Source organism: Paenibacillus sp. XY044 (assembly GCF_002257645.1).
Classification (GTDB): Bacteria; Bacillota; Bacilli; order Paenibacillales; family Paenibacillaceae; genus Paenibacillus_AQ.
In genome coordinates this window covers 198310-215733 of record NZ_NQMO01000006.1, presented here as the reverse complement: position 1 = coordinate 215733, position 17424 = coordinate 198310, and the positions used below count along the sequence as shown (strand labels likewise).

Below are 17424 nucleotides of genomic sequence, written 5' to 3'. Positions count from 1 at the left end.
GGAAAGCACATTTGCCTTTATTTCTGACGCACAGCCGCTAACACCTCCCCCGCCGCTGCAAAGCTAACAAAAAACCTTGAACGGTACGTTCCCGTTCAAGGTTTTTTCAGTCCGCGCCGCAGCAGCGGCTGCCCCGGGCTCCCGCACAGAGGTACGGAGCCTGCTTTGCCGGCCTGCCCTCCAGGCCGGCACCATCGCGCGGCGCCCGGCGGGCATTACAGCCCTGCCGAGGCGTCCGCCGAGCCGGCTTGGCTGGCACGCGTGTGGCGGCGCACCAGCAGCACGTAGCACAGCACGGCGCCGACGTCCGCGCAGGCGATGACGATGCCCATCGGCAGGGCCGAGGTGCTGCCCCCGATGCCCACGAGCGGGCTGACGATCCCGCCGAAGATGTAAGAGAGCAGCCCGAGCAGCGCCGAGGCACTGCCCGCTGAGCGGCCGTAATCCTGCAGGGCCAGCGAGGAACCTGCGGTTCCGACGATGCCGACGCAGGATACGACCACGAACAGCGGCGGCAGGATCGCCGCAAGGCCCGCACCAATGGCGAGCAGAATCAGCAGGAGCACGCCGCCGATCGTGGCCAGCGTGATGCCGGTCACGAGGAGCCTTCTCTCGCTGACGCGTCCGGCCAAGCGGCCGGTGATTTGCCCCGCGATAATGATCCCGAGCCCGTTCATAGCGAAGATCAAGCTGAACATTTGCGGGGATACCCCATAAATTTCCTGCAGCACGAACGGCGAGCCGGAAATGTAGGCAAACATCGCGGCCGAAATAAAGCCTGAGCTGAGCGCCAGACCCATGAATTTACCGTCGCGCAGCAGCCTGCCGAACGTCTTCAGCGTGCCCAGCGTCCCGCCGCCGGAGCGGTTGCCGGGCGCCAGCGTCTCCGGCAGCCCGAGCATGACAGCCAGGAGCATGGCGACCCCGATCGCGGTCAGCACGATAAATACGCCGCGCCACGAGGTCACCTGAAGCAGCTGCCCGCCCAGAATCGGCGACAGGATCGGCGCCGCCCCGTTCACCAGCATCAGCATGGAGAAAAACTTGGTCAGCTCGCTGCCGGAATACATATCCCGGACGATCGCCCGCGAAATGACGATGCCCGCCGAGCCTGCAATGCCCTGGATAAACCGCAGCACAATCAGCATTTCAATCGACGGACTGAAGGCGCACAGCAGCGAAGAAACCCCGTAGACCACCATCCCGATCATCAGCGGCGTGCGACGTCCCCTCACATCGCTGATTGGCCCCGCCAACAGCTGGCCTACCGCAAGCCCGATCAGGCAGGACGTCAAGCTGAGCTGAGTCAGCGAGGCCGTCGTATGCATCGACTTGGCCATTTCCGGCAAAGACGGCAAATACATATCAAGCGAAAACGGACCGAAGGCCGACAGCGCCCCCAGCACAATAATCATCCAGACCCGGCTTGCACCCGGTCCGGAGGTAGCTGCAGCCGTGGAGCCGCCTGCTTTCGTATCCGCATGTGAACGTTTATTCATAAGTTCTGTCTTGTTCCCCCTCTGTGTTCCCTGCTCCGATGCATGGCATATGATTAACCGAATTCTCTTCAATAGATAGATTGAACTAAAGTTGTGCATTGATCTTCTTGTTATAACGGGCCACTAGAGGCCTATAACATTCATTTCTTTAGTTCATTCTATATAGATTATCATATTTGCCGCTGGGAATGAGCGAATTACCTTTATTTTCAGCTGCTTTGCCCTCTCCCGCTTCAACATCCGGCACCCATTGCTGTTTCCTGCTCCCTGACGCTGAGGTCGTCCACCTTCTCGGCCGTTTACGTCTGCAAAGAAAAACAGCCTGGCCAAATAAATTTGACCACGCTGCTGCGGGCTTGCTCTTAAACTAAGACGATAGTTCGTTAACCTTTAATTCCCGAGAGCGTCACACCCTCGATGATATACCGCTGACCGATGATATACACGATTAGCACCGGTATCAGTGCGATCGAGGCGCCGGCCATCATGAGCGTCCAGTCCGTGGAATACATGCCGCGGTACAGGTTCAGCATCATCGGGACCGTGAACTTTTCGGGCGTGTTCAGAAAAATGAGTGGATAGAAGAAGCTGTTCCACATGCCGAGGAACGTGAAAATTCCGAGCGCAGACAAAGCCGGCTTCACCAGCGGCAGCATAATCCGCGCGTAAATCGTCCAGCGGTTGGCACCGTCCACGATGGCGGCCTCCTCCATCTCCTTCGGAATGCCTCTGAAGAATTGGCGCAGCAGGAACACGCCGAAGGCGTTAAACAACGCGGCAGGTACAATGATCGACAGGTGCGAGTCCAGCCAGCCGATGCTTTTCATCATCAAATACAGGGGAATGATCGTCACCTGCCCCGGTACCATCATCGTCGCCAAAAACAGGACGAAGAGGGATTCCCGGAAAGGAAAGCGGATCTTGGCAAATGCATAAGCCGCCATCGAGCAGGTGAACAGCTGCGAAGCAACAACGATAATGTTGATGTAGAAGCTGTTGAAATACGCCCTTCCGAAGGGCAAAGCCGTTAACGAGGTTTTGAAGTTGGACCACACGAACGGATCGGGAATCCATTTCGGCGGCACAATAAAAACTTGGGACAGGTCCTTGAGCGAGCTCAGCAGCATCCATACAAATGGCAGCGCCATAATGCACGCACCGAGCACCAATACAAAATGAAGCAGGACGGTGGACAAGCGTAGTCCTCTGGTCTGCATGCGTTCTCCTCCTTTTCCGGTCGATTCTAGTCCTCGTAATGGACCCAGCGTTTGGACATTTTCATTTGGAACAGCGTCAGCGCCAAGATCATGATGAACAGAATGACTGCGGTCGCCGTACTTTTCCCGAACGTAAAGTCCACGAACGCCGAATCGTAAATGTGAAACACGATCGTATAGCTCGCTTTCGCGGGCCCGCCGGAGGTCATGACGAACGACTGGTCGAACACCTGAAACGAACCGATGATCGTCATAATCGTCACGAAAAAGGTGGTCGGAGATAACAACGGAACGGTTATGTTGACAAACTGCTGCCATTTGCTGGCACCGTCAATCTGTGCCGCTTCGTAATAGCTGGCGGATATGCCCTGCAGCCCGGCCAGGAACAAGACCATATTCCCGCCAAGCCCCATCCAGACGCTGAGCATGGCGATCGACGGCATGACAAATCGCGTGTCGGTCAGCCAGCGGGGACCCTCGATCCCGAACCACTCCTTCAAATAAAGGTTGATCAACCCGAAATCCGCGTTAAACAGCCACATAAATACGACGGCGACCGCTACGGACATCGTAATGTTCGGCATAAAATAAATGAGCCTGTAGATCAGCTTGCCTTTTACCCGATTCAAGCCCACCGCGATGAGCATCGCCAGAATAATGCCTGTAGGCACGGTTAGTACCGTATAGTACAGCGTATTGACCACGGCAATCCGAAAATCCTCATCCTTGAACGTGTTGATGAAGTTATCCAGTCCGACAAACTGCTTCTCCCCCATCCCGTCCCATTTCATCATGCTGAGCACGAAAGCCGAGATCAGGGGAATTAACGAGAACAGCAGCAATCCGACCAATTGGGGGAAGATAAAAACATAACCCCAAATGCCGTCCGACGTCTTGTTCGTTAAAGCGGTCTTCCTTTTGTTGTCCGGCTGCAAGGCCGGCGCAGGAGTGGTTCTATCGGCCGTCTGATTTTGCATACACATCCACCTTCCTCTTGCGAATTACGCCTTCCGAAGCGCTGGCCGTCAGCCGCCGGCCGGCATGGAAAGAGGGAAGGAACGCTGCGCTCTGCTCGCGCTCCTTCCCCCCAGGATTTCGTTATTTGCCGTTTTTGTAATCGTCGATTTTTTTGTTGGCCATTTCCTGAATGTCTTTGAGCGATGCATCCAATTCGCCGTTTTTAAGCCACAGCGCCTCGAATTTGGAAGTAATGTCCGTGCTTAACCCTGGAATGCCGGCCTCGAACGGAGTCAGCGAATACCCCACCTCACGGGCATCGAGGAACAGCTGTGCATGCTCCGGCAGGTTGCCTTCCAGAACGACGTCATCCACACCTTGAACGGATGGAACCGCATTGCCCCCGCCTTGCAGACGGAACTTCTGGCCATCTGTGCTCAGAAATTCGGAGTAGAAGGTATAGGCAGCGTCTTTATGCTTCGACGCGCTGTTCATGACCAGGAATGCCGTTGGAATTCCCGCCGGTTCAATCTTATTTCCCGTGTTGGTCGGCCAGGTCACGACATCGTACTCCAGGCTGGAGTTTTTCTTGAACAGTGGCAGATACCAGCGTCCGGCCCCGACGAACCCGACTTGGTTGGACATAAACATGGCGTCGCCGCCCTGCCCCTTCGGCAGCGTACCTGCGAATGTAATATTTTTCTCCTTCACGTTATCGTACAGGAACTGGAATGCTTCCTTCGACTTCGGATCGTCATAACCGATGAACTTGCCGTTATCGTCGTAAACCTTGCCGCCGTTTGCCGTTACCCAGCTGTAGTAACTGTTCCAGGAGTTATCCAGCACGTACCCGTACTTTTTCGAGTCGCGGATTTTCTCCACCATGCCTTTGAACGCGTCCCAGGTCCATTGGCCCTTCGCCTGGAGGTCGGCCGGCATCTCCGTAATTCCCGCTTCATTCAGCACTTTCTTGTTATACCACAGCACCATCGGATTGCAGTCGACCGGCACGCCGTAGATTTTGCCGTCACGCTTGGCCGCGCCCCACAGCCCTTCGAAGTAGTCGTCCGGTTTGATTTTGCTGTCTGCCGCCGTCATTCTCGGCGTCACTTCCTCGATGCTTTTATTCTCGATCAGTTTCACGACGAAGCCGTCGCCGGCATAAAACACGTCAGGGGCGGTCCCTCCCGTCAGCTGCGTCAGGATTTTCTGGTCGTATTCCCCCGGAATCGGAATCAGCTCCGCTTCAATGTCCGGATGCCTCGCGTTGAAATCCTTCGTAAACTCCTGGAAGCGGGTCAGCTCTCCGGGATTCCCCCAGGTCGCCCATTTAATCTTGACCTTCTCCCCGCCGCCTTTGCCGTCTTCCGACATCGCTCCCTGGTTATCGCTGCCGCCGCCCGATCCGCATGCCTGCAGCACAACCGACGCCAACAATACTACCGCGAGCAAGGACTTTCTGAGCTTCTTCATTTCTTTACTCCCCCATTCAAAAGAGTAGTGTCGTCTGCTTAGCACCTTGGTGTGAAAACGCTTACGTGTTCATTATAAAACGGCGGCCTTCGCCTTTTGAACGGCACATATTTCCGAAATCGTGTCATGTTTTCCTGTGTTTTGGACTATATAAGTTGAACTATTCCAAATGGATGATAGGGGCAAGTACGTAAAAAGTTCCTACGATCGCTCTTGTTTTCGGATTTCTTGATTGATGGATCGAAGCACCTTATCTGCGGGGCATTCCCTGGAATTCCGCAGGCGTCAATCCAACGTTCTTCTTGAACTGCTTGCTGAAATGCTTGGTGTCATTGAAGCCGGACATCTCCGCGACCTCATATACTTTCAGCGTTGGATTTTGCAGAAGCTCCTTGGCCCGGTTCACCCGCAGCGTAATCAAGTAATCGATGAAATTATGTCCGGTGACCCGCTTGAACATTTCGCTGAAATAATTACGGCTGACGCATACCTTGTCGGCAACCTGCTGCAGAGAAATCGACTCTGTAAAATGCTCTGAGATATACTCGACCGCCTGCTGGACGATCCGTTGGTGCAGCGATTTATCCGGAGGCGGACAATCCGCAGGGAGGGGCAGCGGCATCACGGCAACCGCCGGATCTGCGCTGTTTTTTTCCTTGTACTGCTCCAAAATACGGTGATCCTCCTTCTCCTTCTGTAGGCTGTGGCGCATTTCATACAGCACCGTTTTTAACGACTCCGCACTCAGCATCGGCTTTAAAATATAGTCAAAAGCGCCCAGCCGGATCCCCTCGCGGACGTACTCAAAGTCGCTGTGGCAGCTGAGCAGTAGTACCTTGACCCAAGGGCAGATCTCCCTCGTCCTGCGCGCCAGCTCAAGCCCATCCATGACCGGCATGGCAATATCGGTAATCAGAATGTCGATCTCCTTGTTTTCGACCCATTTCATCGCCCGCTGGCCGTTGGAGGCTTCTCCCACCAGCTCGAATCCGTTGACTTCCCATTCAAAAGTAGACCGAATCCCCATTCTTGCGATGGCTTCATCATCAACCAACAGCACTTTGTACATCCTGATCCCCCTTCAAATTTGAAAAAGTAATCGTGACCTCCGTCCCCTGCATGAGCTCGCTGGTCACGCTGACCCCGTATCCGCTGCCGTAATACAGCCGAATCGTTTGGTGCACATGGCGCAGCCCGATGTTGGTCATCCCTCGGTTATGATGCGGCCGCTCATCGGCGAAAATTTGGGCAAGCCGTTCCTCGCCCATGCCTACGCCGTCGTCGGCGATGCTGATGATGATCTCCTCCCCCTCTTGCCGCGCGCGAATCTCAATCGTGCCCGGTTCATCCTTCGGGGCGATGCCGTGGAAGACCGCATTTTCCACGATCGGCTGCAGCAGCATGCGCGGAATCGGAATTTGCTTCAGCTCATCCGGACAATCCATAAGCAGCGTGATGGCATTGTCATACCGGTACCCTTGAATGACCATGTATTTCTGCAGCAGGTCCAGCTCTTCACCCAATTGGATGAAGACGCCGCTGCGCCCCATACTGACCTCGAGCAGCTGGACGAGCGACGTTACGGCTTGGTCGACATCGTTCGTGCGGTTCAGCTTGGCCAGCCACCGGATCGAATTCAGCGTGTTGTACAGAAAATGCGGATTGATCTGGTACCGAAGCGCCCGAATTTCGGCCTTCTTCTTCTCGGATTCCTCCTTGGCAATCCGTTCGATGAGCAGCTCGATCTGCTCAAGCATCTTATTGAAGCTGCGCCCGAGCTGGCCGATTTCATTGCGCCCGACGCTGCGGCTGCGGATCGTCAGGTCGCCGGCTTCTCCTTTGCGCATCAAGCGGCTCAAATTGACGAGCGGATTCCCGATTCTGCGCGTAACGTAGTAACCCATCCCGATGGCCAGCACGATTGAGCAGAGGGCGATCAGCACCGTCAGATTGCGGATGCTGGCCGAATCGGCCGTCAGTTCCTCCAGCGGCACGACGCCGACGACGCGCCAATCGTTGTCGAGCAGTTCGGGAATCATCAGCGTATTGCGTCTTCCCTCACGCAGCTGCGTCTTCCGGGTCGGCGGCGGCAGCTTCGACGTTTGGCCGTACTCGCTCGGATCGGGATGGTAGAAATACTGATTCCGGTCGTTGACGATGTAGACGTATCCCGTATCGCCGAATTGGACGCGGTTTAGCTCATCAATCAGCACGTTCCCCATCACCTCGACGAACATGACGCCAATGATTTCGCCCGTCTCCCAGCTGCGAATGGCCCTCCCTAGGCCAAACACCGGAAACCCCATCCCCGTCTTTTTCAGGTATGAGGTTTCGGAGAGGCCAAACCATACGGTATTGCCGTTAGCCTTCAAAATGGCCTTGTACCAATCGGAATCCCACTGATTCGGGATCGACATGAGGGAGTCTGCGCTGAGCACCGAGTTTTTGCCTTTTACATCAAAAATATAAATATCCAGAATTTCCGGCGAGTTGATCATGATCGAAGTCAGCATATCTTTCCCGTCCTTCACCTTGAGCGTCGTTTCATAGGCGTTATCGCCTTGTCTCTGCTCCAAAATGTTGTGGACGATTTTGCTGTTCAATACCATCATCGAGGAGTCATCCAATTTCTTGAAAAACATGTTCAGCTTATCGCTGACCTGCACAATCGTTAGCGCGGCCACCTTGCTGACCTGCTGTTCAACGATCAAGGACGATTTGTGGTAGGACAAGAAACCTCCAATAAGGACAGGAAGCGTCATCCCGAAGAAAAAAAAGAGGAATAACTGCACGACAATCGAGTGCAATGGAGGAAAGCGCGTGAGGAACCAGGATCTCATTCTGCGAGCACCCTCTTTTTCCAAGTATGAATTTCGTAATGTTATTGTATATACGAATGATTGCGCTTTCAAAGTAATGTTGCGTAAATTCCGAACAAAGCACGAAAGATCAGAAGAAAAGCCCTATCGGCATACACCCCCGACAAGCGGCAGCGCGTTTTGCGGCATCCCCAAACCAGGCACCCGCCCGGATCTGGGGATATACCACACGCTCGTCATCGGCTATTGGCAGCCTTTTTACAACCTCAGCTCGGCTAAAGTTTCATACCAGCGGGTGAGTACCGCTTCAGGTTCCTTAAAGTCGACCTGGATGCCGGACCTAATGTCCGCATACTGGGCCACGTCCACGCGGACAGTTACGACGTCCGCCTCGAATCGCTCCCGCGGATGCTTGGCTGCGGGGAGCACCGGCAGAAGTCTCAATGCCAGCTTCACGTAATAGGCTTTGCCCGAGTAGACCAGCACGAGCGTCGCTTTTTCCGTGCGGATCATATTTCGGGTTGTCGCGGTTCCGTTCCACATGGCCAGCCGCACGTGCCCCGGGTCCAGCGCGACGATCTCGCCTACACTGATCATGGCCGTATGCGGCCACTGCTCCTCCGTTACGGTCATCAGCATCATCGCCTCGTGCTGCTTCGTGATCAGCTCCCTGCCATCCAGCAGTTCATACAGCTCGTCCGGAAGTTCCGCCGTCTCGTCGTATTTCATCGACTGACATCTCCTTTCTATCCCTGTGGGTTTTCCCTATTGTACTCCATGGAGCAAACGGTCGCTGTAAAAAAAGAAACACTTAAGCCCCGGCGACCCGGCCGTTCTCTCCGCTTCCATATACACAAAAAGCAGCCCGGCCAAACGAATTTGACCAAGCTGCTCCATGTACGACGAAATCCTTAGGGCAAGTACCCCAGCTCTACTTCCTGCAAAACGTTTCTTGCGTGCTGCACCCACTCGTCATCCACATGCGCATCAGGATCGAGCGGTGGCTGAAACTGGTCAAACAAGGCGCCGAGCAGATGAGGCATGGCGTGCTTGTCGGTGCCCGTATTGTATACGTATTTGAAGACAAAAGGACGTCCCAGCTTAACGGTCGCCCGGCAGCCGCCGCATTCGCCGTCCAGGCTTCCTTTGGTCACATGAAAAGGGATCCGCAGCCACACCATTCTTTCCCGGTCAAGGCCCTTATCTAAATAACCGTGCTTATAATCCCAGTTGCCGGCCAGCGAAAAGTCATGCTTGCAAAGGTAGCTGTCAATATTGAGAAACTCGTCTTCCACATTTTCCAGTCTGGACTCCAGATTGATCATTCCTGTACCCTCCCTGTCGTTTACCTTCAGGATGAGCAGGAATATCTTTCTTTATACTTCAACGGCCACCCGACATGGATTATACGGGCTTGACCGATTCCGCTTTGACCAAGGTCACATAAATCCGTTCATTTTCGACCGGCTTGCCTTCAATGATTTTGATCAGCTGCTCGGAAGCGAGCGCCCCCCACTTTTTCTTGGAATAATCGATCGTCGCCAGCCGTGGGCGGAGGTACTCGGACAGCTCGATATTATCGAAACCGATGATATGGATGTCCTTGCCCATCTCCAAGTCCGTTTCGGATATATCATCATACATGCCGATCGCCATTTCATCATTCAGGCAAAAGACCGCCACCGGACCTTCAAACTCTGCAGCAATCTGCTTTGCGGCCCGCTCGCCGCCCGACCGGTTAAAGTCGCCGGGGATTTCAATCCATTCCACATCGCTGCTCCGTTCGACCGTCTGTCTGACCGCAGCCATACGCTGCTTCGAGTCGTAAGAACCCTCGGGGCCGGTAACCACGTAAATTTTCCGGTGTCCCTGGTCGATCAAGTACTCCATAGCCAGGCTGGCCCCGGCTTTGTTATCGAGAAGAACGTGATTGATATTCGGATGATTCAGCTCCCGGTCCAGCACAACCAGCCGGTGTCCAAGCTCGGCAAAGTTCAGCAGCTGCTCGTCCGAAAAGGAGTGGTCGAGGATTAGCGCCCCGTCAAACAGCTTCTCGGCCAGCAACCGGTGCGACTGGGGGCCGCTGCATACCACTAGATCGTATCCCTTTTGAATCAGCGTGCCCTTCATCCCCTGAAGCAAATCTCCGTAGAAACCGCCGCTAAAATCCGGCAGAAAGGCCCCGATAATTTTCGACTCCTTTTTCTTCAGGCTTCGTGCCGCCGCATTCGGTACGTAATTCAGTTCTTTGGCGATGGCCAAAATCCGGGCGCAGGTCTCATCCGTCACCTTCGGGCTTCCGTTCAGCGCGTAGGATACCGTTGATATGGATACGCCGGCTTTTTTGGCGATATCTTTAATGCTGGCCACGGCTTCTCACTCCAATCGTTTAGCTTATCATTTCATTTTACCATTCCGTTAGAATCGTTTCGACACCGCTGCTCAGTTCACCTGCACAACAGCGCTTTCATGCCGGCCAAATTTCGTTTTTTTGCCGTCGCAGTTGCCCGTTATCGTAGTATAAAGTATACGTCCCGTTTCAGCTGAGTACCGTAGAGGTCATTGCACCGGAGCAATTCCCTGGCGCAGACCTGTTTATAAAAAAAGACCACCCGGGCAGCAGATCTGCTGTCCCGGGTCGGCCCCTTGTTATACCGCTTCAGATTGGCAAGATGCTCATCGTTGGCGGTCTTCGCCGTGGAGACGGCAGCAAGTCCCGTTAGACGTGGAACCCCAATCGCATCCACTGTATTTCCGGATTACTTCTTGGCGTTATACTCGACCGTGACCTCAAGGCTCGCCTTATTCCCGGTCAGGTCTGCTGCTTCCAGCACAATCCGGTTTTTCCCGCTGGCCAAGGTCAGCTTATGATTGAACCTGCCGTTCACGACTTTCATGGTAAAAGGCTTTCCGCCATTTAAGGAAACGCTAATTAAGGAGTCCTTCACAGCTTCATTAACGCGGCCGGAGAGCACGTAGTTCCGGTTGTTTTGCGGTTTGCCTTTGTCGTCCACCGTGATCACCGGTGCCGTCGTATCCTGATTGCCGGTAATATCGCCAAGGACGATGCCAAGGCCGTTGGTCGCCAAATATACGCGGCCGTACACCCTTGGATCCCCAGTGATGGCCGTGTTGGCCGAACCGAACTGATGCTGGCCATCATTGATGCGAATCCACGTCTTGCCTGCGTCATCGGAGCGGTAAATGCCGTCCACGTTGTTGATGATGGCGTGGGCATACAGCGCCATGTATTTCTGTCCGGGAGCCGCTTTGCCGAAACCGATGGCTGCCGCTTCCTGAATCTGTCCCAGTTTCGTAAACGTGCGTCCCGAATCCGTGGAATGCCATAATCCGTAAGGGCTGGCCTGGTTCGAGTTGTCTGCGGCAGCCGCTACCCAGATGTCTCCTTCCACGCCGGGCACCGCTTTGAAGTTGCTTGTCAGGTTGGTCGGCAGGCCCGCAGCTGCCTTGGCGAAGGTAGCGCCCCCGTCCTGGCTGACGTAGAACGTGCCATCCGCAATTGCGTAAAACTTATTCGGATTCACGCGGTCCGAGGATACTCTCGCGCCGCTTGGAACGCCGGACGAGGCCGTCCAGGTCGCGCCCAGGTCCCGCGAGTAGCTCACCGGCTTCGGAGCGGCCGAGTTGGACGGGCTCCAGACGATAGAAGAGCCGTCCGCCCCAACCGCGACATAGCCGCCCTGTGTGGCATCGTCAGATGCCGATGTCCAGGCGTTGGCCGCCGGCTTCCACGTCTTGCCGTTATCCGCGGACACGCCCATTCTTGGGTTGGCCCCATCGCTGTTGCCGACTCGGACGACGATGTCCGGGTTCAGTTCGGCATAGTCAATATCCGTGCTTGTCCCGATATACGGATTTGTAATCATGGTCGGCGCCTGGGTCAGATCCTCGTGGCGGAAGCCGCCGATATCCCCCATCGCGCTCAGCAGATGGGCGCCGCTCGGCGGGCTTATCAAGCCGAGAACCGCCGTCTCCTCGATCCCGTCAGCCATGACGGAGATATTGACGTCCCCTCCCTTGTCCAGCGCAGTCACATTGTCCGACCCGTACAGCGTCGCGCCCGTTCCGTACATGATCCGGTCCGGGTTGAACGGATCAATCTCCAGGTCGCCGATCATCCAGCCGAGCTTCGGATTCTGCTCGGGCAGATTCTTTTTCTCTCCCCAATCCAGCCACGGCGACAACGAATAGTCAATGGTGTAGTTGTTGGTCCTTACCGGATCTTTGGCGTAATCCAGCGTCCAGAACGGCTTCCATGTCTTGCCGCCATCTGTGCTGCGGTAGATGAATTCATCCGGCCACCATTTGTTCATCGTGGCGACCATAATCGTATCCGGATGCTGCGCATCGACGGCAAGGCCGCCGTATGGGCTGTCCGTGGAACCCGCACCAGTCGGGCTGATATCGGTCCACTGTCCGGATATCGTATCGTATTTCCACACCGAGCCCTCGCCTCCGTTATACGGCCCCACTTCTTTGGTATAGGTCACGTAGAGGCTGCCGTTCTTCGAAAGCACGCCATGGTGCGGAATGAACCCTTGATCAGGCTGTCCCGGTACCGGTTCCCAGGTTTGGCCGCCGTCGGTGCTGCGATAGATGCTGTGCTCGGTATCGGCGACCCCCACGTAAATCGTCTGGGTTGTTTCCCCTTTGCTTCCCGTCGACGGATCAAACGTCACCCACACGACGCCGACCAGATCGTTGTATGGATCCTTCACGTTGCCGGCGGCGGTGAAGCTGTCGACTCTTTTCCAGGTGACTCCGTAATCGGTGCTGCGCCACAGCCCGTTGCCGCTGCGGGTACCCATATAGAGGACGCGGTTATTGTTCGGATCGATCGCCAGACGCTCGCCCATCGACCGTCCCGGCATATTCCCCCCGAGTTTAAAAGGAAGCTCCGTGCGCTGCCACGTCTCCCCTTTATCCGTCGAGCGCAGCAGTACGCCGTTCATGTCGGTCCAGTCGTTGGTGTAGGTACCGGCTGCCACGTACAAACGGTTCGTTTCCACAGGATCCGTCGCCAGCGTATCCACGCCAAGCATGTTCCATTCCTTCGCACTGACAAAATCCAGCAGCTGCTTCCAGGTCCTCGTGGCCGGATCCCAGCGGTACGCTCCTCCGATATCCGTGCGGGCGTAGATCAGATCCTTCTCGCTCGGATTGTAAACAATCCCCGGCACAAAGCCCCCGCCGACGACCTTGACCCGGTCCCAGCTGTACGTTTGGATCTGTGCCTTGGAATCTTTTCCGTTGTTTGCCTTGTCAGCAGACGCCGAGTCCCCCGCACCAGCCAGCGGCAGCGCGATGGAAGCGGCGAGAACCAAGCTTAACGTCTTCTTGAACATCATTGCCCTCCTCAATCGTAATTGGTTATTCGAAAGCGTTTTCGAGAAAGCAGTGGTGACGGCTTCTCCATTCTTCATTCCTTTCCAGGCATACTTTCATCTCCAATCAGCCCGCAAGCCCTATAATAAAGGCATGAGGATTACTGCGGCCGCAGCATCCAATGTAAGCGGTTACCAAAGATGAGTAAATTTATTGTAAAGGCAAGGATTACCATAAAAACACCCCAATAATTGGATGACTTTTCATATGTAAATTAGACATATATACCAAAAAACAGCCCCTGGAATTATCCTTCCAGGAGCTGCGGTTTGGAACTGAAGATCGGGAAGTAAACACGAATCCCGATATCAGCCTTTTGTTTTGCTGGAGACGTTAGCCTTAGCGGCTTCCGCCTTCTTCAGCAGTTTATAGTCGCCGGACTTGCCCGGCGTTCCTTGCGGCGAGTCCTTCAACACTTGGTAAATGCTGCCCTGATCGCTCACCAGCTGATTTTTGGTGTAATCCTTCGTGTCCTTCTCATCAAAAGCCGTTACGAACATAAAGCCTGTTTCGGAGGAAAGTACGCTTTTGGAAGCCTGGTCCCCTTTCAGCACGGACAAGACGTACACCAGGTAGCTGGCATTCGTGTCCAGCTCCTGACCGTAAATATCTTTGTCGCCTGCCTGAAACGCCGTTTCATAAGAATCTTTGCTGCCTTTATCGACTTTCTTGAAGCTGTCCGGTACCTCCTTGATGGATTTCGCCGTCATGAACGTGGTCGATCCAACCGGCACGGCGAACACCTTGTAATAATCGATGCTGCTTTCATCCGCCGCCTTTGCAAAGGTAACTTTCACCTCTTCATCCTTTAGATCCGAGGCGGTGACGCGGGTCACCAGCGTCGGATTGGACTGCAGTTTGATTTCATCGGAAGGTTTCGACAGGACGCTTCCTTTACCGGACTCGGTCATCATTGACAAGACCAGCACCTTATAAGATTTTCCGTTCTCAATCATTTTACCGTCGATGTCTCTGGCATCCGGACTGAGCGTTTGTTTAAAGTTATTTCCCTTTACAGCCTCCGTGAAATCCCCAATCTTTACTGCAGCTTCCGCTTTCAGCCCGCTCACCTTGTCAGCAGGCACAACCAAAATACGGTACGCGTAAACATTGCTCTCATCCGCCGCTTTGGTAAAAGAAACCTCCAGGTCGCTGCCGTTGTTTCTGTCCCCTACGTCCGAAACATTGACATCCGTTGCCGGACCTGCTGTCTTTGTGGACAGCGTGATCGGTGCGGACGGTTCGGAAAGGGCGTTGGTGCCGTTTGACCCTACGGACAGAACAAACACCTTATAGCTGACGTCATTCTTGATGACGCCATTATCGACGTCGCGGGCCCCGGCATCCAGCACGCCGATTAAGTCGGATCCCGTTTTATCCACTGGGGTATAACGTGAGCTAGGCACGCTTTCTGCATTGGACAGATCGAAGTATCGGGCCGAACCCGCCTCGACGACGAGAACCCGGTAGCCTTTAATGTTGCTTTCGTCCTTGGCCCGGTTGAAAGTCACCTGCAGATCGCTGGCATCGCCTTTATCGCCGATATCCGCCGCCTTCACATTTGTTGCCGGATCGACCTTCACGTTGCCCGACAGCGTGATGGATGGCGAATATGAGGAGAGAGCGTTCGTTCCGGCGTAGCTGCCCGTTCCTACCGACAGAACAAATATCCGATAGGAAACGCCGTTCCGGATGGTGTCCCCATCCACATCCCTCGCACCAGAAGCGAGAGCCTTGCTGATGTTGGCACCATTCGGCGTTACTGCTGTGTAGTTCGAGCTGCGCACCGCGTTGGCGTCATTCAGGTCAAAACGTCCGGCATCCCCGTTTTTCACGACGAGAATGCGGTATTGGCTGATATATCTCTCATCGTCGGCACGCTTAAAGGTCACGCTCAGATCCCGGCCGTCGCCGTAGTCCGAAATGTCGGATACGCTCACGTTGCTTGCCGGCCCTACGTAGCCGTTGCTGCTCAGCGTAATCGCCGGAGAGTAGGAAGACAGCGCGTTGCTGCCGTAGTAGCCGCCGGCTCCGATCGACAGTACGAACACCCGGTAGCTGGTGCCATTGCGGATATAGTCGCCGTCCACGTCCCTCGCTCCGGAAGAAAGAACCTTCGTGATGTTAGATCCGGTCTTATCTACCGTCGTGTAATTCGAGCTGGACACCGAGTTTGCCCGGGACAGATTAAAGCTTCCTGCCTGGTTCGACTTCACGACCATGATCCGGTAGCTGGAAATGCGGCTTTCGTCGGATGCCCGGTTAAAGGTAACCCGAAGATCGCGGCCGTCGCCGTAATCGCTAATATCGCTGACATTCACGTTGCTTGCGGCATCGACGTTGCCGTTGCCGTAGAGCACGATTGACGAAGATGCCGAAGACAGCGCATTGCTGCCGGAATAGCTTCCCGTTCCCACGGCCATGACGAACACGCGGTATACAACGCCGTTCGCGATCAGCGATCCGTCGACGTCACGCGCCCCGGAAGACAGTACCTGGCTGAGATTATAGCCGGTTTTGCCCACCTGCGTGTAATAAGCGCTCGGAACGTTGTTCGCTGCCGAGAGGCTAAAGCCGCCTGCTTTGCTGTCCTTCACGACGAAAATCCGGTAAGAACCGATTCGCGATTCGTCGGACACCTTGTTAAAGTTCACGAGCAGGTCCCGGCCGTCGCCATAATTGCTGATGTCGTCCACGCGGGTAATGACCGGTGCAGATACCGCATTGGCCGCCAGCGTTATGGACGAAGAAGCGGCGGACAGCTGCGACGTGTAGCTGCCGGTATTGCTGACGGACATCACAAACACGGTATAAGAAACCCCGTTCCGAATCAGCTCGCCAGCAGTATCTCTCGCCGAAGAAGAAAGATTGCCGGACAGCGTCGTTCCAGCCTTGTTTACCACCGTATAGTTTGAGGACGCCACTTTGTTCGCAGACGTCAAGTCGAAGCTGTTCTTATCCTTGGTCTTCACCACAAAGATACGGTAATTGGTAATATTGCTTTCGGTTTGAGCCTTGGTAAAGCTGACCGACAAGTCCCGGCCGTCCCCGTAGTCGCTCGCATCGGATACTTTGATGTTCGAAACCGCTCCAACGGAAGGAACAGTCGGTGCCTGAGAAAGCGTAACCGTCTGGGATACGCCCGACAGGGAGCCGTTTCCTTTTTTGCCGACGGTCAGAACAAATGCGGCATACGACTGCCCCGACCGAAGCAGGTCACCATTCACATCTCTGGTTTGGGACGATAAGGTGATCGACACGTCATCCCCGTCCGGACGGATCGAGGTGTAGCTGCTGGTCGAAAGGGCCTGAGCGAGATTGAAATTGTACACATTGCCCGATTTGACCATCAGCACCCGGTATTCGCTCACGCCCGACTCCTGCGAAACTCTGGGGAAGCTGACTTCCACATCGCGGCCGTCGCCGTTTTTGGAAATGACCCGCGCCGAAACGTAGCCCACAGCATTCACCGGTCCGCCGGATGTCGTAATCGTTACCGTCTTGTTAGAAGCATTCCAGTCAACCTGTTCACCCAGCGCTTCGCTGACGAACCGGACAGGCACCATCGTGCTGCCCTTGTAGATCTGGCCGGGCACATCCAGGGTCAATGTCTGGTTGTTGACGACCGCCGACGTGGAACCGATCTTCAGAACGATCGTCGTTTGGTCCCGTTTCGCAGTGACGGTTTTCGTCTTTGCGTTCCAGTCGACCGTGGCGTCCAGCGCCTCGAAAATGGCTCTCATCGGGAGCATGGCCCTTCCCTTCACCATGATGGGAGCCTGAGGAGAGTACAGCTTCTGGCCGTCAATGTAAATCGCGATTTGACTCGCTGCGGCCGCTGCCTGCCCCTGATTGGCGCCGATGGAGACCGAAAAGATCATCATGGCGGCCAAAAGCGTTAACCAAATTTTTTTCACGAACGCGCCTCCTTTTATCCTTCCTGATATAGAAAATATTGACTGTGTAATATCTGACGGAGGAAGCCGGCAAAAAGTTATCCGTCCGAAAAAATATTTTTCAAAACATGATCATCATTCCAATTCCAATTCGAAT

The 17424-nt window shown here is 54.8% G+C and carries 12 protein-coding genes; all 12 read right to left on the bottom strand.

Annotated elements, in window-relative coordinates; translation table 11 throughout:
• Positions 1-215: 215 nt before the first annotated feature.
• Positions 216-1415 (bottom strand): multidrug effflux MFS transporter, encoded by a 1200-nt coding sequence (locus CJP46_RS23395; RefSeq protein WP_256992502.1) that lies wholly within the window; start codon positions 1413-1415, stop codon positions 216-218.
• A 467-nt stretch (positions 1416-1882) separates the two neighbouring features.
• On the bottom strand, positions 1883-2716 hold the full coding sequence (locus CJP46_RS23390; RefSeq protein WP_094598033.1) for a carbohydrate ABC transporter permease: 834 nt from the start codon (positions 2714-2716) through the stop codon (positions 1883-1885).
• Between the two features lie 26 nt (positions 2717-2742).
• Positions 2743-3693, bottom strand: a complete 951-nt coding sequence (locus tag CJP46_RS23385) for a carbohydrate ABC transporter permease (RefSeq protein ID WP_094598032.1) — start codon at positions 3691-3693, stop codon at positions 2743-2745.
• A gap of 121 nt (positions 3694-3814) precedes the next feature.
• The gene (locus CJP46_RS23380; protein WP_094598031.1) at positions 3815-5146 is read right to left on the bottom strand and encodes an ABC transporter substrate-binding protein; all 1332 of its coding nucleotides are present in this window, start codon (positions 5144-5146) and stop codon (positions 3815-3817) included.
• 250 nt (positions 5147-5396) lie between these two features.
• Positions 5397-6215: a response regulator transcription factor gene (locus CJP46_RS23375; protein WP_094598030.1), complete on the bottom strand. Its 819-nt coding sequence runs from the start codon at positions 6213-6215 to the stop codon at positions 5397-5399.
• Complete coding sequence (locus CJP46_RS23370; protein ID WP_306431076.1) at positions 6193-7878, bottom strand: sensor histidine kinase; 1686 nt, start codon at positions 7876-7878, stop codon at positions 6193-6195. The genes CJP46_RS23375 and CJP46_RS23370 overlap by 23 nt, the downstream gene beginning before the upstream one ends.
• 345 nt (positions 7879-8223) lie before the next feature.
• A complete protein-coding gene (locus tag CJP46_RS23365; protein WP_094598028.1) occupies positions 8224-8694 on the bottom strand; it encodes a hypothetical protein in 471 nt (156 codons plus the stop codon).
• Positions 8695-8876: 182 nt separating this feature from the next.
• A complete protein-coding gene (locus CJP46_RS23360; protein ID WP_094598027.1) occupies positions 8877-9290 on the bottom strand; it encodes a YugN family protein in 414 nt (137 codons plus the stop codon).
• Positions 9291-9369: 79 nt separating this feature from the next.
• Positions 9370-10335, bottom strand: coding sequence for a LacI family DNA-binding transcriptional regulator (locus CJP46_RS23355; RefSeq protein WP_094598026.1), 966 nt, complete (start codon positions 10333-10335; stop codon positions 9370-9372).
• Positions 10336-10475: 140 nt separating this feature from the next.
• Positions 10476-10712 (bottom strand): hypothetical protein, encoded by a 237-nt coding sequence (locus tag CJP46_RS36865; RefSeq protein WP_143813014.1) that lies wholly within the window; start codon positions 10710-10712, stop codon positions 10476-10478.
• A gap of 12 nt (positions 10713-10724) precedes the next feature.
• On the bottom strand, positions 10725-13331 hold the full coding sequence (locus CJP46_RS23350; protein WP_094598025.1) for a WD40/YVTN/BNR-like repeat-containing protein: 2607 nt from the start codon (positions 13329-13331) through the stop codon (positions 10725-10727).
• A gap of 348 nt (positions 13332-13679) precedes the next feature.
• Positions 13680-17288, bottom strand: coding sequence for a copper amine oxidase N-terminal domain-containing protein (locus CJP46_RS23345; RefSeq protein ID WP_256992488.1), 3609 nt, complete (start codon positions 17286-17288; stop codon positions 13680-13682).
• Positions 17289-17424: the final 136 nt, after the last annotated feature.

Excerpts from the sequence above, each read along its gene's own strand:
- CJP46_RS23390 (WP_094598033.1), bottom strand. The coding sequence starts at position 2,716 with ATGCAGACCAGAGGACTACGCTTGTCCACCGTCCTGCTTCATTTTGTA.
- CJP46_RS23395 (WP_256992502.1), bottom strand. The coding sequence starts at position 1,415 with ATGATTATTGTGCTGGGGGCGCTGTCGGCCTTCGGTCCGTTTTCGCTT.
- CJP46_RS23375 (WP_094598030.1), bottom strand. The coding sequence starts at position 6,215 with ATGTACAAAGTGCTGTTGGTTGATGATGAAGCCATCGCAAGAATGGGG.
- CJP46_RS23385 (WP_094598032.1), bottom strand. The coding sequence starts at position 3,693 with ATGCAAAATCAGACGGCCGATAGAACCACTCCTGCGCCGGCCTTGCAG.
- CJP46_RS23360 (WP_094598027.1), bottom strand. The coding sequence starts at position 9,290 with ATGATCAATCTGGAGTCCAGACTGGAAAATGTGGAAGACGAGTTTCTC.
- CJP46_RS23365 (WP_094598028.1), bottom strand. The coding sequence starts at position 8,694 with ATGAAATACGACGAGACGGCGGAACTTCCGGACGAGCTGTATGAACTG.
- CJP46_RS23350 (WP_094598025.1), bottom strand. The coding sequence starts at position 13,331 with ATGTTCAAGAAGACGTTAAGCTTGGTTCTCGCCGCTTCCATCGCGCTG.
- CJP46_RS23380 (WP_094598031.1), bottom strand. The coding sequence starts at position 5,146 with ATGAAGAAGCTCAGAAAGTCCTTGCTCGCGGTAGTATTGTTGGCGTCG.